Below are 25,988 nucleotides of genomic sequence, written 5' to 3'. Positions count from 1 at the left end.
ACGAGTTACATTGTTTATATATACATGTTCTAAATTTGTATGCAAATATATACTACTTATAGAGAGCTGTATATTGCTATACTTTATTACATAAATCAAACGTTGCAAGGCACTATTAACAACGCGTATACGGTATTATACTAGCATATCGACTACAATGTTATATTTACTAGCTAATCGTTGTATATCCGAATACGAAAAGAATGGACTAGCTCCAGGTCTGGCAACAACCATAGATGCAAGCAAATTTCCTGTCTTCAAGCATTCTGTTTCCGTCCTACCGGAAAGATATGCATGCAAGAATCCTGCGTTGAAAGAGTCTCCCGCTCCCGTTGTATCTACTACCTCTGTGGGAAAGGCGTCTACGCGTTTCCCGTCACTGATCTTTGCTCCCTCCGCTCCAAGAGTAACCACAACAACTTTTGGCTCAGTCTTCAAAAAGCCTCTAAGATGTAGCCATTCGCTCTTGTTAACAAGAAGCACTTCGCATTGCGCAGCAAGATCAGCAACTTCTGCACCTCTTTCAAAGGTCACTATCCCTCCCGGGTTATAAGAAAACCTCGGCTCACGGATCTCCTTCAAGAGATTGATAACTTGATCGGGGGCTATCCCCCCAAAATGGTAGAAGTCAGAGGATACATCAACAGGATAATTGACTTCATTAACACCCCTGTATGTGAACAGGTGTCTTTGGCCGTCTGTAGAAACTGCGGAGAAACAGAATCCCGTCTTTCCTTCTATTCGAGCTAGATACCGAATATCCACCCCTTCTCTTGTCAAAGCCTCTATTGCCATGTCGCCGAACCGATCAGTCCCCACTGCACCCTGCAAAAACACGTTCTTTCTCAACCTACTCAACATGATTGCCGTGTTTGCCGCACTTCCTCCGATAGTGAACATCATTTCCTTAATCCTGTTCTCTTCAACATTTTTACTTTCGTTGATGAAGGCGCTGAGATCTATATTCACATTGCCAACCACAGATAATCTCATATTCTAACCTCAACTCTTTAGGTAATTTTGGCTTTTGCTTCCTTTCACGATTATAATTGTTTATGAGCGTACAAAAAAATGACGTGGGAGGGTTCGCCTATGCTTTCATTTCCAGACGGGTTCATATGGGGTGTCGCAACGGCCGGTCATCAAATAGAAGGAAGCAATGTCTTTTCTGATTGGTACAAATGGGAACATCAGGGAAAGGTCAAGAATGGCGACACTTCCGACATAGCTTGTGGTAGCTGGGAGAATCTCGACAGGGATCTGGAGGCTGTTAAGGCTTTGGGTGTAAAGGCCTACAGATTCTCGGTTGAGTGGGCGAGAATTGAACCAAAAATCAACAGATTTGATGACAGTGTACTAGAGAGATACAGAGATTTCTCCAAGGCGCTTACTGAGAACGGAATCCAGCCCATTCTTACTCTCAACCATTTCGTTCTTCCTCAATGGTTCTCGGAGATGGGAGGCTGGGAGAATAAGGAGAACCTGCGTTACTTTCGTCGTTTCGTCTCGAGAATCGTCGAGTCTATGGGCGAATTCATTCACTACTGGGTCACTGTGAACGAACCGAACGTCTACGCAGTCATGGGCTATTTGACGGGAGAATGGCCGCCGGAAGTCAAGGATATGGGAAGGGCTATGAAAGTCCTCGCTAATCTTCTCTATGTCCACAGCGAGGCATATGACGTAATAAGGGAGTCGAATCCAACGGCGATGGTAGGGGTAGCTGTTAATATGATGCCTTTCTTCCCTCTCAGAAAGTTCCATCCAGGAGACAGGCTGGTAGCAAATTATCTGGACAGAGTCTACAACTACAGTTATCTTGATAGTCTGATGAAGGGCAGTATAGTTAAGCCTCTCGGCGAAGGAGAAGCGGTGCCTGAGATAGAATCAAAGCTCGATTTCCTGGGCATCAATTACTACACGCGAATCTTCGCCAAGTACTCGAAGCCCCTCCCTGAAATCGCAGCGGGTAATGAATTTGAGAAAACGGAAATGGGGTATGAGTTCTTCCCGCAGGGGATTGAAGAGGTTGTTCTGAAGGCATATAAGAGGTATCGACTGCCGATAATGATCACTGAGAATGGAATTGCCGACAAATCGGACGCACGACGATGGGAGTATATCGAGAAAGCTTTGTCAGGACTAAGAAACGCTATGGATAAGGGAGCCCGTGTATTCGGTTATCTGTACTGGTCACTTATGGACAATTTCGAATGGAAAGAAGGCTACTCAATGAAGTTCGGACTCTACGAAACGGTTCAAGAGAGTCTCGAATTAAGGCCTAGAGAGAGCGTTGCAAAATTCAGAGATTTCATCAGGGACAGTCTGAAATAGTACCAACGCAGAAAGCTAAAAGGAGTGTTGCCATAGCGAAATCGCCGATAATTGCTCCATGTGGTATCGAATGCTCTAGATATGCTATCTTCTTCGGACCGAAGAAAAGCTGAGCTATTGGAGAAGCAGAAATGTAGATTCGGCACTAGTTAGATGCAGCGGCTGCCAAGCGGGTGAAGGATCTTACCGCTGGACAGAAAGCTGCAACATTTTTGATTGTTGTGTAGCAAAACGAAGCCTGAGTCACTGTTATGAATGTGCAGAGTTCCCTTGCGATGCCCTTAAAGAACGAGCATCAGCCTATCCACACCACAGATCGGCACTCGGCAGACTCAGGTCGATGAAAGAGAATCTATCAAGAAGACACATCTGATTTTCGATAATAGCTCACGGCAACTACTGAATCAGAACTCCTAGAAGCTCTTCGGTTCCCTGCCGTTTCTCTGAAGAAACTGCAAATACCGGAGGTTTTCCCCAAAAGGTAACTTCCTCGGTTATCGATCTTTTCATCTGGAGCTGGCGATTCTTCGATAGTTTGTCGGCCTTTGTCAGAACCAAGACAAAAGGGATGGAATAGTGCGTAAGCCACTCAAGCATCTGCTCGTCTGCCGGCTGCAACGGGTGCCTTATGTCAACGAGCATAACAACGAGAGAGAGGTCTTCTCTCGATTCGAAATAGTCGGTAATCAGCCTCTGCCACTTCTCTCTTTCCGACATAGAGGCCTTTGCATATCCATAACCGGGCAGATCAACGAAATAGATCTCTCCGTTTACTCCATAGAAATTTATCGATCTTGTCTTTCCAGGAGTCGAACTTGTCTTCGCAAGTTTCCTTCCAAACAAAGCGTTCAACAAAGAAGACTTGCCGACATTTGACCTTCCTGCGAAGGCTATCTCCCTCCTTAATGGAGGGGGATATTCGCCTTTCGTGTATACAGTTCGGACAAGTTCAGCACTCTTCACCATCACCTTGAATCAAAGCCTCCTCTAGTACTTCGCTTATATTCTCAACAAAGACGAATTCCAGTTTCGACTTTATTTCTTCGGGGACTTTATCGAGATCTCTCTTGTTTGCAAGAGGAATCAGAACCTTCTTCATTCTGGCACGGTAAGCTGCCATCAGCTTTTCTTTCAAACCACCAATGGGCAGTACCTTCCCTCTAAGAGTTATCTCCCCAGTCATTGCAATGTCGTTTCTCACTTTTCTTCCGGTGACGGCCGAGACAATCGCCGTCGTGAGAGTAATCCCGGCACTGGGTCCATCCTTGGGAACGGCCCCTTCGGGAACGTGGATATGGAAGTCCTTCTTCTCGAAGATCTCGTTGAACTTCTCATCTCCACAAAGCTTTCTGGCAAGCGACGCCGCGATCTGTGCCGATTCCTTCATAACATCGCCCAGCTGACCTGTTATGATAGTCTTTCCTTTCCCGGAAACGGGCAGGACTTCAATGTACATGATTTCTCCCCCAACCGATGTCCAGGCCAGTCCAGTCACCACGCCGACCTCTGGATGCTTCCTGAAATCACTCTCTTTGAATAGAGGTGCTCCAAGATACTCTCCCAGTTCATTGACACCGACCGAGATTGAATCAGCGCCCTCAGCTATTTTCAGGGTGGCCTTTCTGATGATTTTCGCCAGATTTCTATCGAGTTCCCTAACTCCGGCTTCTCTTGTGTAGTCTCTAATTACGTCTCTTGTTGCGGCCGGTGTTATTTTGAGTCTACCGGCCTTCATGTTGTATTCATCGAGAAGCTTCGGCAATATATGCTCCCTGGCTATGTGATACTTCTCAGACTCCGTATAGCCTGGAATCTCGATAATCTCCATCCTGTCTTTCAGAGCGGCAGGGATCGAATAGAGAACGTTTGCCGTGGTAATGAACAGGACTCTGGAAAGGTCAAAAGGCACTTCCAGAAAATGATCGGTAAAACTGTTGTTCTGCTCGGGATCAAGGACCTCGAGAAGAGCAGAAGCGGGGTCTCCTTGAAAACTGATTCCCATCTTGTCGACTTCATCAAGCACGATTACCGGATTTCTGGTCTTCAGCTTTCTGATCATCTGCATAATCCTGCCCGGAAGCGCTCCTACATAAGTACGTCTGTGGCCCCTTATTTCTGCCTCGTCTCTCATGCCTCCCAACGAGATTCTACCAAACTTCCTTCCCATAGCCTCGGAAACAGACCGACCAAGTGAAGTCTTCCCAACACCCGGAGGCCCAACGAGGCAAAGAATCGGAGTGCGCAGGTTCTTCGAAAACCTCCTGGCCGCCAGGAATTCAAGAATCCTTTCCTTCACATCGTCCAGTCCATAATGATTGTTATCAAGAGTCTTTCTGACGTCCTTGATCACTATCTCATCATCTGTCTCTTTCTGCCAAGGGAGGTTCAACAACCAATCGAGATAGGTTCTCACAACCGTCGCTTCCGGAGAATATGGGGACATCTTTTCCAGTCTCGAGATCTCTTGCTCTGCCTTTTCCTTTACCTCCTGAGGAAGCTCGCCGGACTCGGCCATCTCTTTAAGCTCTTTGATTTCCTCGTCTTCTTCGCCCTCGAGCTCCTCCTGGATCGCTCTCATCTTTTCTCTCAGGTAGTACTCCTTCTGCCCCTGCTCAATCTTCTGTTTAACCCTTTTGTCTAGTTCTTCCTCTAGAGAGAGAATCTCTATCTCTCTCGTTAGTAACTCCATTAGCGTATTGAGACGATCCTTCGCTTCAATTTCCTCGAGAAGACGTTGTTTCTCTTCCAAAGAAAAGGGCACCATTGAGGAAACGAAATCTGCAAACTTGTCTGCATCGGAAGTATCTTCCAGCGCCATTATCGCTTCGTCGGGGAAACGTCTGCTCATCGATACATATCTCAGCGCAAGTTCCTTCACCCTTCGAACCAGCGCCTGAAGCATCTTACTTTTTCTACCCTTGGACTTCAGCTTCTCTGCAACGACGATAAACGTGCTCTCTCCTTCCTCCACTGAAGAGAGCCTGGCTCTTGTCAAGCCTTCAACAAGAATCTTGTAGTTCCCATCGGGCATCTTCATCAGCTGTACTATTCTCGCTATCGTTCCAATCTCGAATAGATCCTCGATCTCGGGTTCTTCTTTAGTAATGTCCCTCTGAGAAACGAGAAATACCATCTGATTGAATTTGCCAATTGACTCCTCCAGCGCCGCCAGAGACTTCTCGCGTCCAACATACAACGGCATAACTGAAGAAGGATATACCAACATGTTTGTTCTCGTCGGTATAACCGGCAGTTTGTCGGGTATCTCAATCTTTCGCTCGCTTCCTACAGCAGCCTTTTCAAGCAACTCAAACTTCTGAGCCATCTATTCACCTTCCTTCATTCTTATCTTGATCTATTCTCTTAACCAAACGATCCAAAATGCTCTTCATTCTGCGGCCGAATGGCTTCAATTTCACGGTTCGCTTGATCTCGTCGAAATGCTCCAGTTCAACTATGAGATAAGGCTCGCAGACATACTTAAAGTAAAGTTTAGGCCATTCTACCGCTAGAACCGTATTGCAATTCATTAGATCGTAGATAGCTAGATCCAGAACCTCTTCTTCACCGGTAATCCTGTACAGATCGACGTGAATGAGAGCGGGATGCACTCTTACCGTTTCGACATCGGCGCTTCCGCCAGTCGAGGATCGGCCGGGATAGAAGTTGACAATGTTGAAAGTCGGACTTCTCACGCTATCCTTATCGATTCCCAACCCGCTGGCCAGCGCCTTTACAAACGTCGTTTTTCCACTGCCCAGATCACCGAATAGAAGGACCGTCTCTCCTCCTTCGAGTGCCTCTCCAAGTTCTTGTGCAAAAGTCTCGAGATTTTTCAGCTCTAGTTCGCCCAGTTCATAGATCTCTTCAACGCCTCTTTCCACCTTTTGTACTCTGCCTCCATTCTATCGCCCGAAGGTTCGAAGACAACTTCGCTTATTCTCTTGTTCTTCAAGCTCTCCCGATCCCAGAGATCTGTGCATATTCCTGCAAGCATTGCAGCACCAAGCGCGGTCGTTTCCTTTATCAGAGATCTGTCAACCGGGATATTCAGGATATTTGCCTGCATCTCCATCAAGAAGTTATTTCGGGTAACTCCTCCGTCAACAAGCAGCTTGTTGAGCGTGATTCCCGTTTCTTTTTCCATCAGCTCAAGAATTTCTCTTGTCCTGAAAGCGATGTATTCGAGAACGGCTCTTACTATATGTGCCTTCCTCGTTCCCCTTGTTAGACCGATCATCATTCCTCTTGCTGAGGAGTTCCAGTAAGGAGCTCCCAGCCCTGTCAAGGCACCGGAGAAAAAGACTCCTCCATTGTCATTGACTTCTCTGGCAAGAGGCTCCGTATCGGAAGGGCTGTCAATAATCCCCAGTCCATCTTTCAACCAGCTTATAAGGGCTCCGGTGGCAAATATCGAACCTTCCACAGCGTAGACTGTCTCTTCTGTTGACTTCCAGCCTATTGTCGTAAGCAAGCCATGATCGGAAATCTTTGGTTTGTTTCCAATGTTCATCAATATAAATGAACCAGTCCCATAAGTACATTTCGCGTCACCGGTCTGAAAGGCCGTCTGACCGAACAGCGATGCCTGTTGATCTCCAGCTATTCCCCCGATATTTGGGCCGTAGATCGAAGGACCGAGAAGCTTACTCGATTCCACCACTTCGGGCAGAAACTCTTTCTCCACTCCAAAGAGATTGAGTAGGTCGCGATCCCATTCAAGCTTCTCGATGTTGAACAACATCGTTCTCGACGCGTTCGAGAAATCACAAACATGGAGATTCTCTCTAGTCAGATTCCAGATTAACCAGGAGTCAATCGTACCAAATCTTAATCGCCCTTTTCTTGCCGCCTCTCGAACTACCGGTACATTCTCCAGCAGCCATTCCATCTTCGTCGCGGAGAAATAGGGATCCGGCTTGAGGCCGGTCTTTCGTCTTATCAATTCTCCATGAGACTCTTCAATCTCTCTGCATCTGTCGGCAGTTCTTCTATCCTGCCACACTATTGCGTTGTAGAGCGGCTGATCAGTCACCGAATCCCAGGCAACGACCGTTTCTCTTTGATTTGTGATGCCGATTGCCGCAATTTCCCTGAATGAGATCCTGGCATCCGAGACTACTTTCTCAATTGAACCCATTGTGCTTAAGATGATGTCTCTAGGATCGTGCTCAACCCACCCGGGTTTGGGATAGATCTGCGCAAACTCCTCCTGAGCAACGGCAACTTGATACAGTTCTTCATCAAAAAGAACGGCTTTGCTGCTGCTCGTTCCCTGATCGATAGCAAGAATATACTTCATCTAACCCCTCCTATCTATGAATACGTCTTCTGAAGACGATAGCATCTTCAGGGCAAAGTTCATGGCAAACGTAACAAGCTATACACTTACCATAATCGATATTTAACCTGCTTATGTCGATTGCTCCAGCCGGACAGGCCCTCTCGCAAACACGACAGCTCACACACTTCTTCCTATCTATTTTCGGAAACTTTGTTACTAATCTCCTCAATAGGGATGCACCGTAAACACCTATTAAATTTGTCTCGGGGAGAGAGAGTTTTTTCGGCTCGACTTCATCTCCGACAACCTTGTAATTTCCTACTAACCCTTTCTCCCTTGCCAAACGGAGAATTGGGACCTTCGAATTTATCACTCCAAAGAGTTCTGCGATGGCATCATCTAGTGCGAAAACATCTTCTGAAATGCCAATTATTCCTGGCCTTATAATCCTCCCGTTCGACGGACCGTTGCCATCCATGCCTTCTACGCCGTCGATTATTGTCAGGGACGGCTTCAAATAGCCAGCCAGATCAAGAAGCATAACCGAGAACTCCTTCATGTTTCTTACTCTGAAATGCCAACCCTGCTTCTTAACACCCGGAACACAGCCAAAAAGATTCTTTACCCCGAATGTGACCTGAGTGAGTGAATGTGTCTTGAGCTTCGGAAGATTCACCAGAAGATCGGTTTCAAGAACCGGCCTGGCAATTTCGAAGCTTCTGTACGTACCATGCTCCAGGACTACAGGAACGGGATCATCGAAATCGACAAGTGGAACGCCCAGGTCTTCGCAGACAGAGGCGATCCCGGATGCATGGGCAGCGACTGCAGTGCTCACGCTTGCCGGAGAATCCCCGATGCTCACATTGGCTCCCCTCTCCATGAAGATCTCTGCAACCGCGCGCACAAAAGCAGGATTCGTGGTTACACAGTTTTCCGGAGATCTTGCCGATAGAAGATTCACTTTCAGAAGAACTTTCTTTCCCTGCAGAGTTTCGTTGAACTCGATCAGGTCCAGCCCTTCGCTAATCTTCTTCCTGCACCTTGCGTATTCTGGGCTGCTTAGGACCGCCACCCTTTTCATTAGATTCTCGTTTTCCATAAATGATCCTCTTCTTTTTCCTTCTATCATCGACTATGCTGGACACCCCTTCGGGCAGCTTCAGCTCGGAAGAAGCAAGAGTCTCCACAATGACCTCTTCAGGAATTGAGGTGATGGCCCAGAGATCTGTGAGATACAGTCTCTCTCCAGATCTTATCGGAGCTTTTTGAACTGCTGATTCAAGAGCCTTTCTATACCGTTCCCTGATTTCCTCTTCGGAATGATTTACCTTGTCATCCATAGTGGATCACCTCATAAAAATTATACTCTATACGTTGCCCTTGGTTTGGAAAAGAGCTCCCATGATCTGTATAATTCTTCACAAGTTTCTTTTTGACCTTATTCTGAAAACACTCACTTCATTATAAAATCTAAGGGGAGGGAAGTCTATTGGAGTTTGTTGTCCTTGATACTGAAACTACCGGGCTAAGCGTAGAGCGAGGTGCAAGGCTCATAGAAGTGGCTGGGGTGCGAGTGAGAGACTGGAAGGTCTACAGAAACGACACTTTTGAATCACTAATAGACCCCGGGTGCATAATCCCGATTACAATAACTGCCCTGACGGGAATCAGCAATCTCACAGTTAAAGGGAAACCTTCGGTGGCAGACGTATTAAAGGATTTCTATTCCTTCGTGGGCGATTCGACCCTTGTTATCCATAACGCTCTCTTTGATCTCTCGTTTATAAATCACTTCGGCATCAAATCCGGGCTTGGCAAACTGGACAATTCGTATATCGACACGGTAGAAATGTCCAAGACCGTTTTCAGATATGGCAGAAACAATCTGGATATTTTGCTTGCTAGACTGGGCATAATTCCCGAATCGCGACACAGGGCGCTTGGAGATGCTCTCGCGACAGCAGACGCTTTTATCGCGATGTTAACTAGAATTGGTAAAAACAACGTAACTCGTTTCATACGGAACTCTCACAAGTAACGATTGCAATCTTTGAATATTTGATCGCCTTTTCCCGGTAATTCTGTGGACCACTGCTGGAAAGTCTTTCACGACAAATCGCAGATTTTTCTTACCGGAAGAACCGGTTTCTTAGCCCAAATTATGCTCTTTTCTTTTTTTGAATTACCCATATATTGTGGTAAAATCATTCTTGGACACAATTTATAGAGTCCTACATCATTAGCCGATTCATGGAGGTATTGAGATGTTGAATGTAAGAAAAAGGAATGGAGCCATAGTCGAATTCGACCTGGAGAAGATAATCAGCGCCATGAAGAAAGCATTTGAGGCAACTGAAACACATTTTAACGAGGATATTCTTGAGAGGGTTGCGCTAAGGGTAGTAGCCGATTTTCAGTCGAAGGCCACCGATAATCTGGTGGACATAGAGGATATCCAGGATTCCGTTGAAAGAACTTTGGAGAGTCTAGGATTCGCTGACGTTGCCAAAGCCTATATTCTATACAGAAGGCATCGAGAAAAGCTAAGAGAACTCGATTCTTCCATGCTCGATTTCTCTAAGACAGTCAACAGTTATCTTGACATGCTCGACTGGAGAGTTCACGAGAACTCCACAGTAACCTACTCTATCGGCGGTCTGATTCTGCACAACAGTGGAACTGTGACCGCCAATTACTGGCTGAGGGAGGTATACGATCCCCAAATTGGGAATGCCCACCGCGAGGGGGACATTCACATCCATGATCTATCGATGCTCTCGGGCTACTGCGCGGGTTGGAGCCTGAGACAGCTCATAGAAGAAGGACTTGGTGGTGTGCGTGGAAAGGTATCCTCCTCACCTGCAAAGCATCTATCAACGCTCGTTAACCAGATGGTCAATTTCCTCGGAATACTTCAGAATGAATGGGCAGGCGCCCAGGCGTTCTCTTCATTCGACACCTATTTGGCCCCATTTGTAAAAGTAGATAACCTCTCTTTGAAGGAAGTGAAACAGAACATTCAGTCTTTCGTTTTCGGAGTAAACACACCTTCTCGATGGGGAACACAGGCCCCCTTCACGAATGTTACTCTTGACTGGGTGGTTCCATCCAAGCTAAAGAGCGAAGCTGCTATTGTCGGCGGCAAAGCTATGGACTTCACATATGGTGATTGTCAGGAAGAGATGAAGATGATCAACCGAGCCTTTCTGGAAATTCTCGACGAGGGTGATGCCAACGGACGCGGTTTCCAGTATCCGATACCCACATATAATATTACAAAGGATTTCGATTGGGACAACGAAGACGCCCAGCTTCTATTTGAGATAACCAGCAAATACGGTACTCCATACTTCCAGAACTTCATAAACTCTGATCTGGACCCGGATGATGTCAGAAGTATGTGCTGCAGGCTTCAGCTCGATAAACGAGAACTGAAGAGAAGAGGGGGAGGGCTCTTCGGCTCGGATGAGTTCACTGGGTCTATCGGCGTCGTTACGATAAACTTGCCGAGAATTGCATACCTCAGTAAGAGCGAAGAAGAGTTCTTTGCACGTCTTTCTAAAATGATGGATTTGTCGAGCAGAAGCCTTGAAATAAAGAGATCGGTAGTTGAGAAACTGAACAGTGAAGGCCTTTATCCATACACAAAGAGATATCTGAAGAACTTCGATAACCATTTTTCTACGATTGGCTTGATAGGAATGAATGAAGCAAGTATGAATGCCCGATGGATCAGAAAGACTATAGCCGAAGAAGAGGGCTATCAGTTTGCATTGAGAGTGCTGGACTTCATGAGAAACAAGATGATCGGCTATCAGGAGACAACCGACCATCTCTACAACCTTGAGGCGACACCGGCCGAATCAACGGCTTACAGGCTCGCCAAGATGGACAAAGAGAAATTTCCTCAAATACTTACTGCGGGAAAGGACAACCCGTATTACACAAACTCATCCCATTTGCCTGTGGACTACACGAAGGATATTTTCAGCGCGCTAGACCTTCAGGAGGAACTACAGAAGAAATATACAGGCGGCACAGTGTTTCACGCCTTCCTTGGAGAGAGGATATCTGACTGGGAAACGACCAGGCAACTTGTGAGGAAGATCGCAGAGAATTATAGAATTCCGTACTTCACGATTTCACCAACCTATTCAGTCTGTCAGAACCACGGATATATAAGAGGTGAACAGTTCACATGTCCCGAATGCGGAAAGCCAACCGAAGTGTATTCAAGGATTACAGGCTACTACAGACCAGTACAGAACTGGAACACTGGAAAACAGGAAGAATTTAAGACGAGAGAGACCTACATAATCAGGGGAGAGAGAATAGATGAATTTCGCAGGAATGGAGAGGGTCAGTCTAGTGGACTATCCGGGCAAAGTAGCCCTGACACTGTTTACCTCAAGCTGTAATTTCGACTGTGCTTATTGCCACAATCCTGAACTGAAGAAATCGGTAGAGGAGAAAGTTGGTGAATCAGAGGTCTTCAAGTACCTTGACAGAAGAGCGGCTCTCATTGATGCGGTTGTTATTACCGGGGGGGAGCCTACACTCAGGGCAGATGATCTGATTCCATTTGTCGAAAGACTGAAGGCCCAATTTCCGACTGTGTTGGTTAAGCTCGATACCAATGGCTGGAATTCAGACATTCTCAGGGAGTTCCTGAATGTCATCGACTATGTCGCAGTTGATCTCAAGTCTCTGAACTATGAGCCTTTTTCTACTGTAAATCTGAAGCAAATCCAGAAGAGTATTGAATTGGCAAAGACTTTCTCCACTCATGAGATAAGGATCACAATGTTTCCACCTTACGTTCCTGAAAAGGATTTCGAAGAGCTCGCGAGAATGTGCAGCGGGGCGTCGTTGGTTTCAGTTCAGCAGTATAGACCGGTATCCGGGTTTTGCGAATCGCCACCTTATCCGGATTCAGTGTTAAGCGAATTCGCCGACTCGCTCTCTGAATATGTGAAAAACGTTTTCGTTAGGAAGTAAGCTGAAGGACATGGGGTGGCAGAAGAACCGGCCTTTTTTCGTGGCCGGTTCTTTCGTTTTGTGCTTGCAAAGAAAAGCAAATGACCTTCTTGTGAAGCTAGCCAAGAAGTTACCTGAGTTCGAAGTAGAATTTGAAACCGTCTCCTCCGAAGAATACTTGAGGCTCCACTCCAACTCCCAGTGGTGTTCTCCACTCGAAACCTATTCCTATCGACAGACCGAGAGTGGCGTTGTCACCCGCGGCCGCCATCAAGTAGAGCTTGGGAATGAAGACGCTCATATCATCGGAAGGAGCAATGCCGAAGCTCTCAGTGAGAGGGACTCCTGCCTGAAGTATCTCCAGCGCATAGAATCTAGGATTAAATGCATTGGGGTTCCAGCCCTTGAGATCGGTGCTTCCTCCCAGGTAGAAGCTCCTGGTGACCGGCGCATCTCCGAAATAAGTCACACCTGCTCTTGTCTCACTCTCGATATAAATTCTTCCAATGATCCTGTACCAGTAATTTACAGACGCCTTCTGCTGGAGATAGCATATTCCTTCCCCAAATCCAAAGGAAAGATTTGTCTGCCCGTAGAGATTACCTCTCTTCTCCTGATAATTGTCTTCATCCCCAAAGGCAAAGGCTCCTGTTAGTATTGATACAGAGTAGTCGTTTGAATCCGTAGCCTCAAATGTTGCACTTTCAAAGGTGTAAGAGAGTCCAGCAACGTAGTCTCCAATGGGATATGTCGCACCCAGATCTACAGAACTAAGAGAAAGAATAGTATCTGCCTGCCACGGAACATCTTTAAACAGAGTCACTTCAATGAAGGGATTGATTCCTGTTCCAAAGACGCTAAGGGTGCTTGCGCCAAATCTCAATCCCCCCCAGAAGAACTCGGGTTGGGGAAGGAAACCGAGGATTTTCTTGTCGGTCAATCTGAGAAACCGAACCCCACCATAGAGATTAACACCGGTACCGAGGAGATTTCTCTCCCCCAAACCCATCGACATGTACTCGCCGAAATAGGGATAGATTGTCGAACTCTCCTGAACCGTAATCACCAGCTTATAGTCGCCATTTGAGTCTCTAAGCTGAAAATATACGTCTGTAAAGAGACCGCATTCTTCCAGATTTCTCTTTGCCCTGTAGACTCTCTCGATATCCAAATCTTCACCGATCTTGAGCCCGGAAATATTGATTACCACTTGTGGAAGTGTCTTATCAACACCTGTTACTTCAATTTCAACGATTTTGTTGGCAAAAACCGTTAGAGAAAAGAAAATGAATATTACCGACAGAAGTATTCGCTTCATATCATCACCTCACTCAAGCAACGCGTTGACTTTCGTAACAGCACTATCGAAAGCCGATTTTGGCTCTGAAACACCTTTTCTTACCTGCTCAACAGCGTCGTAAAGAATATTCCTGATCTCAATAATATTTGTGTGAACCGGTCTGGGTCTGGCAAACTCTATCGAGTCTATTGGAGCCTTCAACTGCGGGAAGCGCTGCCAGATAAGCTGTATCTCAAGAGAACTCATTGCAGACTTCAGAACCGGCATGTATCCCGTTCCCTCATACCAGAACAATGTGTTCTTCTCTGAAACCATCCATTTGATGAAGGTCCAGGCGGCCTGAAGCTTCTCTTCTGAGAGTCCGGCCATTATGGCAAGAGAACCTCCTCCAAGCGTTGTGGTTTTCTGCTTACCTTCAGGAAGAGGGGCTACTCCCAGACTCCAGGGTATGTTCTCGAGAGCGTACCGAATTCCTCCGCTCGTCATGGGGCCCATCGAGATTCTCCCCATTGTGAAGGACTGTATTCCTTCATCGATGGTCAAGTCCACCGGAGACAAACCCTCGACGAACCAACGCCTCCACGTTTCCAGAGCCTCGACTCCCTCAGGAGAGTTGATTACACACTCGGTCATATCTTCATTGAAAATCTCTCCTCCGTTCTGCCAGACAAGAGGTTCAAACTGATAGAACATGGTGTCTACACCCCATAAGAGACCATACTGAGAGGGTCTGGAATCCAGAGATTTTCTTATTGTGAGTCTTCTGGCGTATTCCTCGAGTTCCTCCCAGTTCTGAGGAGGTCTGTCTGGATCAAGTCCCGCTGCTCTGAAATGATCCTTGTTGTAAAAAAGCATAAGCGCACTGATGTTGAAAGGAAGCGCATATGGCTTTTCGTCACGAACTATTGTCTGCCAGAAGCTCTGGACAAAGTCATCGGGGTCAAGCGTAGGATCGCCGGCCAGAAGATCTGTGAGATCCTGGAGAGAATGGTCTTTTGAAAATATCTGGATGTGCTCGATGTTCACCTGCGCTACATCCGGCCCTTTTCCTGCCAGCAAAGCCGCCTTTAGTTTCGTAACGGTCTCATCGTACGAGCCTTGAAAGATTGCCCTTACAGTGATGTCCTTGTGTGCCTTGTTGAAATCAGATACGAGTTTGTCGATAATCGGCTTCTGATAATCAGACATCGAGTGCCAGAATGTGAGCGTGACAGCTCCCATTCCCGTTAGTGCAAAGATCATCAAGATAACTACCATGGTCACTCTTTTCATCTCTTCCTCCTTATCGCTATCCTTTTAGTCCCGTAAGGGTTATTCCCTTCACGAATTGCTTCTGAGCGATGAAATAGGCTATCATGATCGGAAGCGTAGCCACTACAGTTGCGGCCATAAACTCTCCCCACTGTATTCCCCCTTCAGACTTGAACATTGCTAGTCCCAACTGAACAGTTCTCATCTCAGGTTCGCTAATAATCAAGAGGGGCCAGAAGTAGTTGTTCCATGACCACATGAAAGAAAAGACTGCGATTGTTGCTATCGCGGGTTTTGTGAGAGGTAAAAAAACATTTAGCAGAGTTCTTAAAGGACCGCAACCATCGATTATCGCAGCATCCTCTAGATCCCTTGGAATCGTGAGAAAGAACTGCCTCAGAAAAAAGATCGAGATCGCAGTAGCTGCGTGAGGAATAATGAGGCCAAGGTATGAGTTGTCCAGATTGAGTCTCATTACAACGAGATACTGCGGAATCATTACGACTTGCTGAGGGATCATCATAGTTGCCAGAAAGATGTAGAATATCACTTCTCTGCCCCTAAATCTCATTCTCGCAAATGCAAAGGCCGTCAGAGAGGCCGTCACAAGTTGCAAGAAAGTGGTTCCCAGCGCTACGATAGTGCTATTTAGAAGGTATCTTGCGAATGGAACTTTCGTGAAAACACTAACATAATTCTTCAGAGTGAACTCCTTCGGGATAAGAGAAAAGGGATCCATGAGAATCTCTCGCAAATCCTTAAAGGAGGTCATGAAAGACCAGAAAAACGGGAAAATCATCACAACTGCACCGGATATCAACACGAAGTACTTCAGAATCCTTCCAATCCTCTTACTCATAATGAACGGTCCTTTCAATTGTCTTTACTTGGAATGCAGTCAAAAATATCACAAAAAGGAAGAGAACAAAGGCCATTGCGGACGCATAGCCAAACCTGTAATAGGAGAAGGCCTCTCGATAAAGCCGAAACACGACAACGGAGGTTGTGTTAAGCGGTCCGCCGTCTGGAGTCATAACCATAATCGGTCCAAAGACCTGGAAGGAGCTTATGCTGAACATTATGAGAAGGAAGAACGTTGTCGGTGAAAGAAGCGGAACGGTGATCTTTCTCAACATCTGGAACCTGTTAGCTCCACTCAACGCCGCCGCTTCATAGTATGTGGTCGGGATATTCTGAAGACCGGCCAGATAGACAACCATGGCATATCCGATATTCTGCCATATTCCCATTAGAATTATCACGAAAAGCGCTACGCTCGGCCCCTGCAGAATTCTGGGAAGCTGAATGCCTGTCCAGTTGAAAAGAATTTGAATTACGCCCTGAGGATTAGTTAACCAGTTGATGTAATCCCCGCCAAACAAGGAGATGATATGATTCACATAACCGAGTTCCGTACTGAACAGAAAGCTGAAGCCCATACCGGCAGCAATGGGTGATGTAACTACCGGAAGGAAGTAAATCATTCGAAAGAACCCTATCCCCTTCATCGTCGAATCGTTCAGAAGATTGGCAAAGAGAAAACCGATAAGGAGCGAAAAAGGGAGAACGCCGAGAATGTAATAAGCGGTGTATAACATTGAGTCCCAGAATTCGCTCGATGAGAGAATCTGTGAGTAGTTCCCCAAACCAACGAAAGTCATTGTCGGAGACAGGTCCCACTCAAAAAAGCTAATGGCAAATGAGTATATCAAAGGATATAAGAGAAAGAAACCAATTATTGCACCTGCAGGTGCAATAAATATATAAGGAGTAGCTTTCTTCACCTGTAGACCTCCATAATGCTATTGTTCAAATACTGAAATACCAGCCCTTCCTTGAACGCCCACAAATTTCAAAATCCTGAAGACTCAACTAACCTGAGAGTCTAGTCGCACCGACATAAATACCACCCTGTCGTAGATGAAAGCCTAACGTCTTTTACAATGGGAAAATTCTCTTTGAGCTCTTCGAAGGCTTTCGGAACGAAGTTTCTGTAATCGCTTCTTTCGAAGAACTCGACAACATAGACCAAGAGATTTCTATTCGGAAAGAACTCATGAATCAGAACCTCTTTCCTGCATATTCTGCGACTCTCTCTATAAAACTTCTCCCTGCCGTCAATCTTATGACCGTGTACAACATAAGATGCAACGAGAAGATCAAAACTATTGTCTTCAAAGGGAAGCTTCTCAAAAAAGTCGCCTTGAACGACTTTGACCCCGCTTTCCTTAAGATTATGCCTTGCTATTACTACCATGGGAGTCGAAGCATCTACAGCCGTTACTCGGTATCCCAGTTCATCGAATGCTTTGGCAAGAGCACCTGTTCCGCAACCGATATCGAGAACGCTCTTGATGTCGTCGCCAAGTAGAGAACGGTGTTCTTTCAAAAGGCTTCGATAACTTTTAAGCTGCGACTTGAAAGCAACGTTATAAAATGGAGCTATTAGTGAAAACAGCAAGACATGCGCTTTGTTTCCCATCTATCCTCCTCACTTAGATAATATCAGAAATTCTACAGAATTCGGCAAAGCTAGATCTGTTGTTGACATTGCTAGCTGCAACCAGTATAATATATATGATTAGTGCATATATAGGAGGTGACAATATGCCATTTGGATCTGGTCCTATGAGGTTTAGAGACGGTTCCTGCAGATACTACGGCTACGGCCCTGGATATGGAGCAGGATACGGAAGAGGAATGGGATACGGTAGGGGATTTGGGCCCGGAAGAGGTTTCGGTTATTATGGACCATACGCCTACGATCAGGAGATTTCAGCTGAGATGGAGAGTCAGGAACTGAAGGAGTATCAAGCGATGCTTAAGAGAGAGCTTGAGATGATCGGCGAAGAGCTCAAGGAAATAGAGAAGAGATTGGAAACGCTTGAAAACACAAACAGTACTGAAGAGGAGGAGTGAGAATATGCCGTGGAGAGATGGAACTGGACCCGAAGGTTATGGGCCGATGACCGGCTGGGGCATGGGAAACTGTGCTCCCGTTGATCAAGTGTCGAGGCCGACACCCGCAAGGAACTACTACCGACCATATCCGAGGAGAAGACTTTTTCTCGGAAGAAGGATGGGTTTTGGGGGAGGTTTTGGAGCCGGAAGAGGCATGGGCTATCGCTTCAGGAGATGGTGGTAGGCCTTGGTTATTGCCGTACTAAGTGGCAAGGGAGGCACAGGAAAGACAACCCTTGCCACAAACCTCGCATACGCAATATCTGAAGAGTTTGATGTTCAACTTCTGGACGCAGACGCAGAAGAACCCGATGTACATCTGTTTTTTAACCCAAAGATTGAGCATGAAGAGGAAATTGAGCTGATGCTTCCCGTAATAGACAAGGAAAAGTGCACTCGTTGCCGCAAATGCGCTGAAGCCTGCCAGTTTGGAGCACTTTCTGTTTTTGACACGGGTGTCATGGTCTTTGAATCTTTGTGTCATGGCTGCGGTTTGTGCACTTTTGTCTGTCCCGAGAAGGCAATCAGCGAGAGGCCAAAAACCATTGGAAAAGTCATGACGGGTAAGATCAACAACAAAATCGATTTTGGAATGGGAATACTGGAAATTGGGGAACCATCCCCTGTAAGGGTTATCAGAAAGCTTAAAGAGAATATCGATCGAAATAAGCTCGTCATCATTGATTCTCCCCCGGGAACGTCCTGTTCCGTGGTAGAGACACTAAGAAAAGTAGATTTCGCGATACTGGTAACCGAACCCACTCCATTTGGTCTTCATGATTTGAAACTTGCAGTTCAAATTGTAAGAGAGATGGAAATTCCTTTCGGTGTCGTAATCAACAGAGATACGAATTCTTACACAATGATAGATGAGTATGCTGGTGAAGAAAACCTCGTTCTCCTCGAAAGAATACCCTTTGACCGCAGCATAGCGGAAGCCTATTCAGAAGGCAAGCTATTTACTGAGACTTCGCCACCATGGAAGATACGGTTCAAAAAACTGGCGGAAAAGATCATCTCTTCATCGGGGGTGTCATGATGTTCCAACTTGCCATAGTAAGTGGAAAGGGCGGAACTGGTAAGACAACACTTGCAGGATCGCTTTCCTCTCTTTTTGACTCAATAGTGATGGCCGATTGTGACGTAGACGCACCAAACCTTCACCTCATTCTTGAGAATAAGCAGATCGAGAAATTTGAATACTATGGTGGCAAAAAGGCCGAAATTTCTGATCAATGCATATCATGCGGACTCTGCGAGAAATTCTGCAGGTTCGATGCGATTATCAGGGGAGGTCCTTACTCAATCGATCCCTACGCATGTGAGGGATGCGGCATGTGTGTGGCTGTCTGCCCGGCAGATGCGATTTCACTCAAAGACAATAAGTCGGGCGAGTACTTCTTGTCTCAATCGAATGAAATCCCTCTTGTCCACGCTTTATTGACTCCAGGGGAAGAGACTTCTGGAGGGTTGGTGGCCGAGGTCAGAAAGCTGGCAATTAATGTCGCAGAGAGAGAAAAAAGAGAAGTAATTGTGATCGATGGTGCCCCGGGAATAGGGTGCCCCGCAACTTCATCGATTACCGGGGCAACTTACGTTCTTGCAGTTGCCGAACCGACTGTTTCTGGAAACCACGATCTTGCAAGGATAGTGGAGACAATAAAACATTTCAAGAGAGACTTTGGAATAGTTATAAACAAATGGGATTTGAATAGATCCAAGAGCGCTTTCATAGAGTCCTGGTGTGGAGCCAACGGAATAGAACTGCTTGGCAAGATTCCCTTTGACGAGCAGGTAGAGAAAGCGACGATTATGGGAAAACCGGTTGTTGCAATTGAAGACTCTACGGCAGCGCAAGCAATAAAGCGAATTGCCTTGAGGTTGAAACGGAAAATTTCCGGAGGTGTAGAAGAATAATGAAAATAGCTATCCCAGTGAAAGAAAAGAGTATCAACAGCATCCCAGACGATAGATTTGCCAGAGCTAAGTTCTTTCTGCTGTATGACCCGGAAACGGGAAGCGAAGAATATGTAGAACCAGACAACAGTGTGGCGCACGGTGCCGGACCTATGGCCGTAAATATGCTCACAAAGCAAGGGATAGACACAATAATAGCTTTCCATCTTGGAGGCAACGCCATTCAAGCTATAGAAGCAGCAGGTATAGCTTTCTATGAAGCTTTTGTTGGCACGGCAAAGGAGAACATTGAAGCTGTTATTAGCAGAAGGAAAAAATAGATCCGACGGGCCTATCCCCTGATATCCCGATCCCTGTGTCAATAATTGAAGCTTTTTGTCTGCCTAAATTGTGTCTAGGCAAATAGATTCATTTCAAATGGAGCGCAAGAGAATTCCGAGCATCTGATTTCTTTGCCGGTGTTCAGCGGTGTAAAATACACTGAGAGGTGATACCGGTGAGAAAAGAGGAACTTGCAATGCAATTTGACTTGCTCTCGAGACTTCTCAAGGTCATAAGAGACAACCCGTTCAAGATAAGGACTTACGAATTCGCCGCAAGAATAATCAGATCTAATTTGCCGGAAGGCCGTCTCTCAGATGGTGACATAACAAAGCTCTTGGAAATAAGAGGCATTGGAAAGGCCGTAGTGGACAAATCTCTCGAGTACCTACAGAAGGGTGAGATCAGCAAGGTATGTGAGATAAGTGATGAAATGCCCTCGCCAATATACCTTCTCACCTCACATAACCTTGTAGACACTGAAGTAATTTCCTTCATGTGGAAAGATATGGCGATCGTTGAGCCACAGGAAATAATCTCCTTTCTTACTAGTAGAAAGGAGAGTCTGAAGCTTTCATCCGACAGACTCTCCGAAATTGAGGCCTTACTTAAAGGTCTAAAGGCCTCTGAGAACTAAATGAAGTAGATTTCGGAATACTTATCGATGACATACTTCAAGAAATAAGAAGAATCTAGCTCCTTTCCCGTCGCTACTTTGAGAAGCCTCTCCGGTTCATGCTTTCTGCCTACAGCATGAATATTCTTTCGCAACCAGTCTACAAGAGCCAGAACGTCTCCCTTCTCAATCCTCTTTTCGAGATTTGGGATATCCTGTCTTGCTTTCGCGTACATTTGAGCGGCGTAAAGGTTTCCAAGCATATACGAGGGGAAGTATCCGATCATTCCCGATGGCCAATGAATGTCCTGCAGCACACCGTCCCGGTTGCTCTCAGGTTCAATTCCCAGGTATTCTCTCATCTTTGCATTCCAGGCAGCCGGAAGCTCAGACACTTTCAAATCGCCTTTCATCAACGCTTCTTCAAGCTCAAACCTTACCATGATATGAAAGTTGTATGTCACTTCGTCGGCTTCTATTCTAATCAACGAAGGTTTGACATTGTTTACAGCTCTATAGAAGTCACCAAGCGAAACACTCCTGAAGTTTGACGGGAAAGCCTTCTGAATCTGAGGATAGAAAAACGATAGAAACTCCTTGCTTCTTCCCACTATGTTTTCCATCATTCTTGACTGCGATTCGTGGATTCCTAATGAACATGCACCATATATAGGTGTATCTTTCAGAGAAATCGGCAGCCCCTGCTCATAAATTGCGTGACCCCCCTCATGGATAGATCCAAACAATGAAGGTGTGAACTCTTTGATCTCGTACTTGGTAGTCACTCTAACGTCATTCACTCCAATGCCAATCGTGAATGGATGGACAGTCTCATCCAGCCTACCTGCATCGAAGTCATAGCCAATGAATTTCAGAGCCCTTCTGCTGAGCTTCTCCTGTGCCCTCTTGCTGAACATCCCTTGAAGGATTGACGTGTCAGGATGTGTGCCTTTATCCAATATCTTTTTTACAAAGGGTATTAGTTCTGATTTCAGTGGTTCGATGACCTTCCGTAGCTTTCTTGCCGTCATCCCTTCTTCGTAACCTTCGAGTAGCGCATCATAGGGGTTTTCTTCATAACCATACAGTTCTGCCATTTCTCTCGAAAGATCGACAATCTCTTCCAGATATGGCTCCAAGCTGCTAAAGCTGTTTTCTTTTCGCGCTCTCTCCCATACCCTTTCACTCTTAGACGTTAGGACGGAAAACCTATGATGAAGCTCAGGTGGAATTGACCTGGCCCTTTTGTATGCTTTCGTAGCAACCCTGACCATTGCTTTTTCATCATCTGTTAATCCTTCTTGGGTTGCTCTTTCGTTCAATTGGCTTAACAATGCTCCAAATTCATCTGAGACTGCCTTCTTGAATGCAAGAGTTGATACATAACCTAGAGCCTCCGCCCTATTCTCGGCCCCTTTAGGGGGAATGTAAGTCCTCAAATCCCAGACCATCAGGGCCGCTGCATTCTGAAGATAGGAAATCTCGGAGTATTCTGATTTAAGCTGATCTATTAATTCCAAAACTGCACCTCCAATTCGATGAATTATATCATGGTCCAACTCGGCTATTTTAAGAGCCTCTTAAGTATCCTCAACCATTACGAATCACGAAAGCTGCTTCGCCTTTCTTCCGCCGTATGAGATAGCAAGGATAGCAAGAGAAGCGAAGTAAGGTAAAGACAATAGTAACTTAGGAGATATTTCTGTGGAAACTTGCAGGAAGATGGAGAGTTCTGTAACAAAGCCCAACATAACAGCCGAAACAACTACAAGAAGCGGGTTCTTTCTCCCCATTATTACGGCAACAAGAGCCAGCCATCCGCGCCCCCCAGACATATTGGATACAAAGGCTCCTAACGGTATGGAAAGTGCTGAACCGGCCAAACCCGTGAACACTCCACTGCCAATGTATGCTATGAATCTCATTTGATTTACTCTAACACCGCTGTAAAAGGCGCTTTCATCGTCATACCCACAGGCCCGCAATTTCACCCCAACCACCGTCTTCTTGAAAATATAGAAGAGAGCAAATGGAGTGGCAAAGGCGATTAGATCAAAAAAACCGAGTCCATTCAACCAACCAAATACAGTACCGCCTAAGACATCAATAGAAAGAGCGGCAGGCCTGGGGGAACCTCCGAAGACAATTGTGCCTTTACTACTGAACCAAACGTCCGTCAACACTACAGTCAATCCGACGGATAGAAGGTTGACCGCAATTCCGACAACAAAGAGATTCGCCTTCAGAAATCTCACTGCAAAGTAGATAAGCGATGAAAGAATGATCGACACAATAATAGAAGCAAGAGTTCCGAGAAGGATGCTACCCGTGGTCGATGATATTACTACTGCAAAAAACGCTCCTGAGAGAATTGTACCCTCAAGTCCAATATTGAGCCATCCCGAAACCTCTGTCAGCAATCCTCCGCTTGCTGCAAGAACGATAGGCGTCGAATTCCTTATTGTGTCACGTACTATGGCTTCAAACATATCTTCTTCTCCTGAAGCTTACGGGAGCAAGTGCCTCTGCAGTGACTAGAAAGAAGACCACTGCCTGGACTATCTTAGCCAGTTCAGGCGTGACACTCGCTTCAATAGATGATATCTGTGCTCCGCTTTCCAGGTATGCAAAGAACAGAGCTGCAGGAATAACAAACAACGGGTGATTTCTTGCGATAAGGGCAACCGCTATTCCATTCCATCCGTATCCGGCCGAGAAACCCCTCATAACTCTACCGTGTGCGCCTATTACATCGATTATCCCTGCGGTGGAAGCAAGTCCCCCACTCAGAAAGAGAGACCAAAAAATGACTTTGCTGGTATTCACACCTGAATAATGAGCAAACATCCTGTTCTTGCCCGAAATTCTTAATTTGAAGCCTTCTCTAGTCCTGAACATGAGAAACCAAAGAACAAAAGCGACTATCAGTGAGAAAAAGATCCCAGTATGCAGACTTGAAGGTTGCATGAGTCTTGAAAACCTGAGATTCGCGGGCAAACTTAAGGATGCCGCAAGTCCCGACTGTCTGTCGTTGAAAGGTCCCTCAACGAAATAGTCTACGACAAGAATTAGCCCATTGCTGAGCAATAGAGAAGAGATTAGCTCACTGACACCCATACGGATTTTGAGGACGGCTGACAAACTTGCCGCCCCAGCCCCAAACAAGAAACTCACCAGAATCATTGCCGTAATCCCTATAGTACCAGACAAATTACCCGATAGAAGTATACCTGTCGCAGTCCCGACAAATGCCCCGAGATATACCTGCCCTTCAATGCCAAGATTGAAGGAAGACGAACTGAAGGCTATTGAGGCTGCAAGCCCGGTGAGGATAAGTGGAATTGCATTTGAAATAAGATTGCCAAAGTAAAACCTGTCTGAAAAGACGGAAAGGAAGAATGATCGGGCCGAATTGATGGGCTCTTCACTCATCAAAACTACGAGTAATAGCCCGGCAATCAGTGCAATACCTATAACAAGGAGTGATCTTCTCAAATCTTGAAAGCTTGTCATCTTTGATCTTCCCTCAACGTTCCAGCAAAATGCTCTCCTATTGCCCTCTTGCTGAGTGCTGGTCCGTTCGCTCCGGAAAAGACTATCCTTCCCTCTGACATCACAACAACTCTATCCGCCACAATTAGAGCTTCGTCGAGATCAGAAGTGAATATCACAATGGCCATCTTCTCTTTAATACTCTCTAGAGTGCTGCGCAGCTTCTCCAGATGTTTGACATCGAGCCCTCTAAAAGGCTCTCCCAGGAGAAGAAGCTTTGGCTCCGAGCTGATCTCTCTAGCTAGCAGCAACTTTTGCAGGTTTCCACCAGACAAAGTGAAAACCGGATCGCCGATACTGCCAAACACAACACCATACTTAGAAAGCAGTTCCCTTGCATAGTTATCCATTTCTCTGCCCGAAACAACCCAGCCTCCACTGAGGACTCTCTGAATAACTAGATTGTCCCTTATCGATGAACCTCTACAACTCGCCAACTTATCTCTGTCTGAAGGTAGCGAAGCCACTCCGAGTCTTCTGAGTCTATGCGGCGGTAGATTTGTAACGTCAATTCCGCCGAGCAGGATTCTTCCAGAAATCACCTTTCTAACTCCGAATAGTCCTTCTTGAAGCTCCTCCTGGCCATTGCCGGCCACTCCCGTTATAGCGATAAGCTCACCCTTTCTAGCCTCGAAAGACACATCCCTGACTGCATCTGACCCTTCTACAGAAGACTCTACACAGATCTTCTCAACTTTTAGAACGACGTCTTCCGACAACGAACTCCGGACAGAAGACCCGGGAGATTCTTCTCCGGCCATCAAATCGTACAGTCCTTCGACCGAGATCTCATCTTTCCTGAAACTGCCTACTATAACCCCGGATCGAATCAGGTAAATCCTGTCGGACACAGAATAAGCTTCCCGCAGCTTATGAGTAATGAACACAACGCTCTTACCTTCACCCTTAAGTTTGTTGAAGGTTTCGAACAACTCTGCCTTCTCTTTTTCGGAAATCAGAGCGGTCGGTTCGTCGAATATTAAGATATCTGGCGAGTTCTGAAGCAGCCTCAGGATTTCCACTCTCTGTCTCTCTGCCAAGGAAAGAGTTCCAACCTCTCTATCCAGGGGCAGCTGTAACTGATATCGTCCTATCAACGTCTCAATGTATTCTCTGTAGCTTTTCGCCGTTCTTTTCAACCTATTCGCTTTACGTGCGATCAGAAGATTTTCAAGAACAGTAAGCCTGTCGATTACTCTCAGATTTTGCGGAACCATCCCAATGCCCATTTTTAAAGCCTGTGAAGGGTTCGACGGAGAGTAAGGCTCTCTTTTGAGAAGCATTGAGCCACTGTCTGGTTTTTCTATTCCAACAATTGCCTTCATGAGTGTTGTCTTTCCCGCAGCATTCTCTCCCAGAAGCGAGATTAACTCGCCCGGGAAAAAGGAAAGCGTCACTCCATTTAAAGCTTTTGTTCCGCTCGTCTCATAAGTTTTCTTAAGATCCGATACTTCCAAAATCGGCTTAGACAA

27 protein-coding genes are annotated in these 25,988 nt (G+C 46.0%); 11 read left to right on the top strand and 16 right to left on the bottom strand.

The features are described from left to right. Nucleotides 1–135 precede the first annotated feature (135 nt). On the bottom strand, nucleotides 136–993 hold the full coding sequence (locus RJ60_RS03585) for a carbohydrate kinase family protein (RefSeq protein ID WP_099828990.1): 858 nt from the start codon (nucleotides 991–993) through the stop codon (nucleotides 136–138). Nucleotides 994–1,092: 99 nt separating this feature from the next. Here RJ60_RS03585 and RJ60_RS03580 point away from each other — a divergent pair, with 99 nt between their 5' ends. Continuing rightward, nucleotides 1,093–2,334, top strand: coding sequence for a glycoside hydrolase family 1 protein (locus tag RJ60_RS03580; RefSeq protein ID WP_099828989.1), 1,242 nt, complete (start codon nucleotides 1,093–1,095; stop codon nucleotides 2,332–2,334). A gap of 79 nt (nucleotides 2,335–2,413) precedes the next feature. Then, nucleotides 2,414–2,707 carry a DUF3795 domain-containing protein gene (locus RJ60_RS16475; protein ID WP_099829019.1) on the top strand — a complete coding sequence of 98 codons (294 nt, stop codon included), beginning with the start codon at nucleotides 2,414–2,416 and terminating at the stop codon, nucleotides 2,705–2,707. Nucleotides 2,708–2,730: 23 nt separating this feature from the next. Here the strand turns inward: RJ60_RS16475 and yihA are convergent, their stop codons facing one another. From yihA to RJ60_RS03545, 6 genes are read right to left on the bottom strand one after another with little or no spacing between them, the layout of a single operon-like run. Further along, the gene (yihA, locus tag RJ60_RS03570; RefSeq protein WP_099828988.1) at nucleotides 2,731–3,303 is read right to left on the bottom strand and encodes a ribosome biogenesis GTP-binding protein YihA/YsxC; all 573 of its coding nucleotides are present in this window, start codon (nucleotides 3,301–3,303) and stop codon (nucleotides 2,731–2,733) included. Further along, nucleotides 3,284–5,659, bottom strand: a complete 2,376-nt coding sequence (gene lon, locus RJ60_RS03565; RefSeq protein WP_099828987.1) for an endopeptidase La — start codon at nucleotides 5,657–5,659, stop codon at nucleotides 3,284–3,286. The genes yihA and lon overlap by 20 nt, the downstream gene beginning before the upstream one ends. Before the next feature lie 4 nt (nucleotides 5,660–5,663). Continuing rightward, nucleotides 5,664–6,218 (bottom strand): tRNA (adenosine(37)-N6)-threonylcarbamoyltransferase complex ATPase subunit type 1 TsaE, encoded by a 555-nt coding sequence (gene tsaE, locus RJ60_RS03560; protein WP_099828986.1) that lies wholly within the window; start codon nucleotides 6,216–6,218, stop codon nucleotides 5,664–5,666. Beyond that, nucleotides 6,176–7,636 (bottom strand): glycerol kinase GlpK, encoded by a 1,461-nt coding sequence (gene glpK / locus RJ60_RS03555; RefSeq protein ID WP_099828985.1) that lies wholly within the window; start codon nucleotides 7,634–7,636, stop codon nucleotides 6,176–6,178. Before glpK ends, tsaE begins: the two co-directional genes overlap by 43 nt. Nucleotides 7,637–7,646: 10 nt before the next feature. Beyond that, entirely contained in the window at nucleotides 7,647–8,720 is a 1,074-nt protein-coding gene (locus RJ60_RS03550; RefSeq protein ID WP_099828984.1) for a DUF362 domain-containing protein, read from the bottom strand. Then, entirely contained in the window at nucleotides 8,644–8,961 is a 318-nt protein-coding gene (locus RJ60_RS03545; RefSeq protein ID WP_099828983.1) for a hypothetical protein, read from the bottom strand. Before RJ60_RS03545 ends, RJ60_RS03550 begins: the two co-directional genes overlap by 77 nt. Before the next feature lie 149 nt (nucleotides 8,962–9,110). Here RJ60_RS03545 and RJ60_RS03540 point away from each other — a divergent pair, with 149 nt between their 5' ends. The 3 genes from RJ60_RS03540 (at nucleotide 9,111) to RJ60_RS03530 (ending at nucleotide 12,619) form a co-directional block, all read left to right on the top strand. Continuing rightward, the gene (locus RJ60_RS03540) at nucleotides 9,111–9,659 is read left to right on the top strand and encodes a PolC-type DNA polymerase III (protein ID WP_099828982.1); all 549 of its coding nucleotides are present in this window, start codon (nucleotides 9,111–9,113) and stop codon (nucleotides 9,657–9,659) included. Between the two features lie 226 nt (nucleotides 9,660–9,885). Then, a complete protein-coding gene (locus RJ60_RS03535) occupies nucleotides 9,886–12,039 on the top strand; it encodes a ribonucleoside triphosphate reductase (RefSeq protein ID WP_099828981.1) in 2,154 nt (717 codons plus the stop codon). Further along, on the top strand, nucleotides 11,957–12,619 hold the full coding sequence (locus RJ60_RS03530; RefSeq protein ID WP_099828980.1) for an anaerobic ribonucleoside-triphosphate reductase activating protein: 663 nt from the start codon (nucleotides 11,957–11,959) through the stop codon (nucleotides 12,617–12,619). The genes RJ60_RS03535 and RJ60_RS03530 overlap by 83 nt, the downstream gene beginning before the upstream one ends. A gap of 109 nt (nucleotides 12,620–12,728) precedes the next feature. Here the strand turns inward: RJ60_RS03530 and RJ60_RS03525 are convergent, their stop codons facing one another. From RJ60_RS03525 to RJ60_RS03505, 5 genes are all read right to left on the bottom strand, one after another. Further along, the gene (locus tag RJ60_RS03525) at nucleotides 12,729–13,916 is read right to left on the bottom strand and encodes a BamA/TamA family outer membrane protein (protein WP_099828979.1); all 1,188 of its coding nucleotides are present in this window, start codon (nucleotides 13,914–13,916) and stop codon (nucleotides 12,729–12,731) included. Nucleotides 13,917–13,925: 9 nt separating this feature from the next. Further along, nucleotides 13,926–15,170: an ABC transporter substrate-binding protein gene (locus RJ60_RS03520; RefSeq protein ID WP_099828978.1), complete on the bottom strand. Its 1,245-nt coding sequence runs from the start codon at nucleotides 15,168–15,170 to the stop codon at nucleotides 13,926–13,928. 16 nt (nucleotides 15,171–15,186) lie between these two features. After that, nucleotides 15,187–16,008 (bottom strand): carbohydrate ABC transporter permease, encoded by an 822-nt coding sequence (locus tag RJ60_RS03515; RefSeq protein ID WP_103133992.1) that lies wholly within the window; start codon nucleotides 16,006–16,008, stop codon nucleotides 15,187–15,189. Continuing rightward, complete coding sequence (locus tag RJ60_RS03510; RefSeq protein ID WP_099828976.1) at nucleotides 16,001–16,933, bottom strand: carbohydrate ABC transporter permease; 933 nt, start codon at nucleotides 16,931–16,933, stop codon at nucleotides 16,001–16,003. The genes RJ60_RS03515 and RJ60_RS03510 overlap by 8 nt, the downstream gene beginning before the upstream one ends. 101 nt (nucleotides 16,934–17,034) lie before the next feature. After that, nucleotides 17,035–17,631, bottom strand: a complete 597-nt coding sequence (locus RJ60_RS03505) for a class I SAM-dependent methyltransferase (protein WP_099828975.1) — start codon at nucleotides 17,629–17,631, stop codon at nucleotides 17,035–17,037. 125 nt (nucleotides 17,632–17,756) lie between these two features. Here RJ60_RS03505 and RJ60_RS03500 point away from each other — a divergent pair, with 125 nt between their 5' ends. The 6 genes from RJ60_RS03500 (at nucleotide 17,757) to RJ60_RS03475 (ending at nucleotide 20,985) form a co-directional block, all read left to right on the top strand. Further along, entirely contained in the window at nucleotides 17,757–18,068 is a 312-nt protein-coding gene (locus RJ60_RS03500; protein WP_099828974.1) for a DUF5320 family protein, read from the top strand. A gap of 4 nt (nucleotides 18,069–18,072) precedes the next feature. Next, a complete protein-coding gene (locus tag RJ60_RS03495; RefSeq protein ID WP_099828973.1) occupies nucleotides 18,073–18,294 on the top strand; it encodes a DUF5320 domain-containing protein in 222 nt (73 codons plus the stop codon). A gap of 3 nt (nucleotides 18,295–18,297) precedes the next feature. Next, nucleotides 18,298–19,149 carry an ATP-binding protein gene (locus tag RJ60_RS03490; RefSeq protein ID WP_099828972.1) on the top strand — a complete coding sequence of 284 codons (852 nt, stop codon included), beginning with the start codon at nucleotides 18,298–18,300 and terminating at the stop codon, nucleotides 19,147–19,149. Next, nucleotides 19,149–20,027: an ATP-binding protein gene (locus tag RJ60_RS03485; RefSeq protein WP_103133991.1), complete on the top strand. Its 879-nt coding sequence runs from the start codon at nucleotides 19,149–19,151 to the stop codon at nucleotides 20,025–20,027. The genes RJ60_RS03490 and RJ60_RS03485 overlap by 1 nt, the downstream gene beginning before the upstream one ends. Continuing rightward, complete coding sequence (locus RJ60_RS03480) at nucleotides 20,027–20,347, top strand: NifB/NifX family molybdenum-iron cluster-binding protein (protein ID WP_099828970.1); 321 nt, start codon at nucleotides 20,027–20,029, stop codon at nucleotides 20,345–20,347. Before RJ60_RS03485 ends, RJ60_RS03480 begins: the two co-directional genes overlap by 1 nt. 176 nt (nucleotides 20,348–20,523) lie before the next feature. Continuing rightward, complete coding sequence (locus RJ60_RS03475; protein ID WP_099828969.1) at nucleotides 20,524–20,985, top strand: helix-hairpin-helix domain-containing protein; 462 nt, start codon at nucleotides 20,524–20,526, stop codon at nucleotides 20,983–20,985. Here the strand turns inward: RJ60_RS03475 and RJ60_RS03470 are convergent. From RJ60_RS03470 to RJ60_RS03455, 4 genes are all read right to left on the bottom strand, one after another. Next, on the bottom strand, nucleotides 20,982–22,484 hold the full coding sequence (locus tag RJ60_RS03470; protein ID WP_103133990.1) for a carboxypeptidase M32: 1,503 nt from the start codon (nucleotides 22,482–22,484) through the stop codon (nucleotides 20,982–20,984). The two genes, RJ60_RS03475 and RJ60_RS03470, sit on opposite strands and share 4 nt — an antisense overlap. A gap of 84 nt (nucleotides 22,485–22,568) precedes the next feature. Next, nucleotides 22,569–23,453 (bottom strand): ABC transporter permease, encoded by an 885-nt coding sequence (locus tag RJ60_RS03465; RefSeq protein ID WP_103133989.1) that lies wholly within the window; start codon nucleotides 23,451–23,453, stop codon nucleotides 22,569–22,571. Continuing rightward, a complete protein-coding gene (locus RJ60_RS03460; RefSeq protein ID WP_103133988.1) occupies nucleotides 23,446–24,477 on the bottom strand; it encodes an ABC transporter permease in 1,032 nt (343 codons plus the stop codon). Before RJ60_RS03460 ends, RJ60_RS03465 begins: the two co-directional genes overlap by 8 nt. Continuing rightward, nucleotides 24,474–25,988: an ABC transporter ATP-binding protein gene (locus RJ60_RS03455; RefSeq protein WP_180979893.1), complete on the bottom strand. Its 1,515-nt coding sequence runs from the start codon at nucleotides 25,986–25,988 to the stop codon at nucleotides 24,474–24,476. Before RJ60_RS03455 ends, RJ60_RS03460 begins: the two co-directional genes overlap by 4 nt.

The sequence above is a fragment of the Mesotoga sp. B105.6.4 genome (genome assembly GCF_002896535.1).
Taxonomy (GTDB): Bacteria; Thermotogota; Thermotogae; order Petrotogales; family Kosmotogaceae; genus Mesotoga.
Note: the sequence above shows the minus strand (reverse complement) of the source record. Positions and strands in the feature narration are given on the sequence as shown.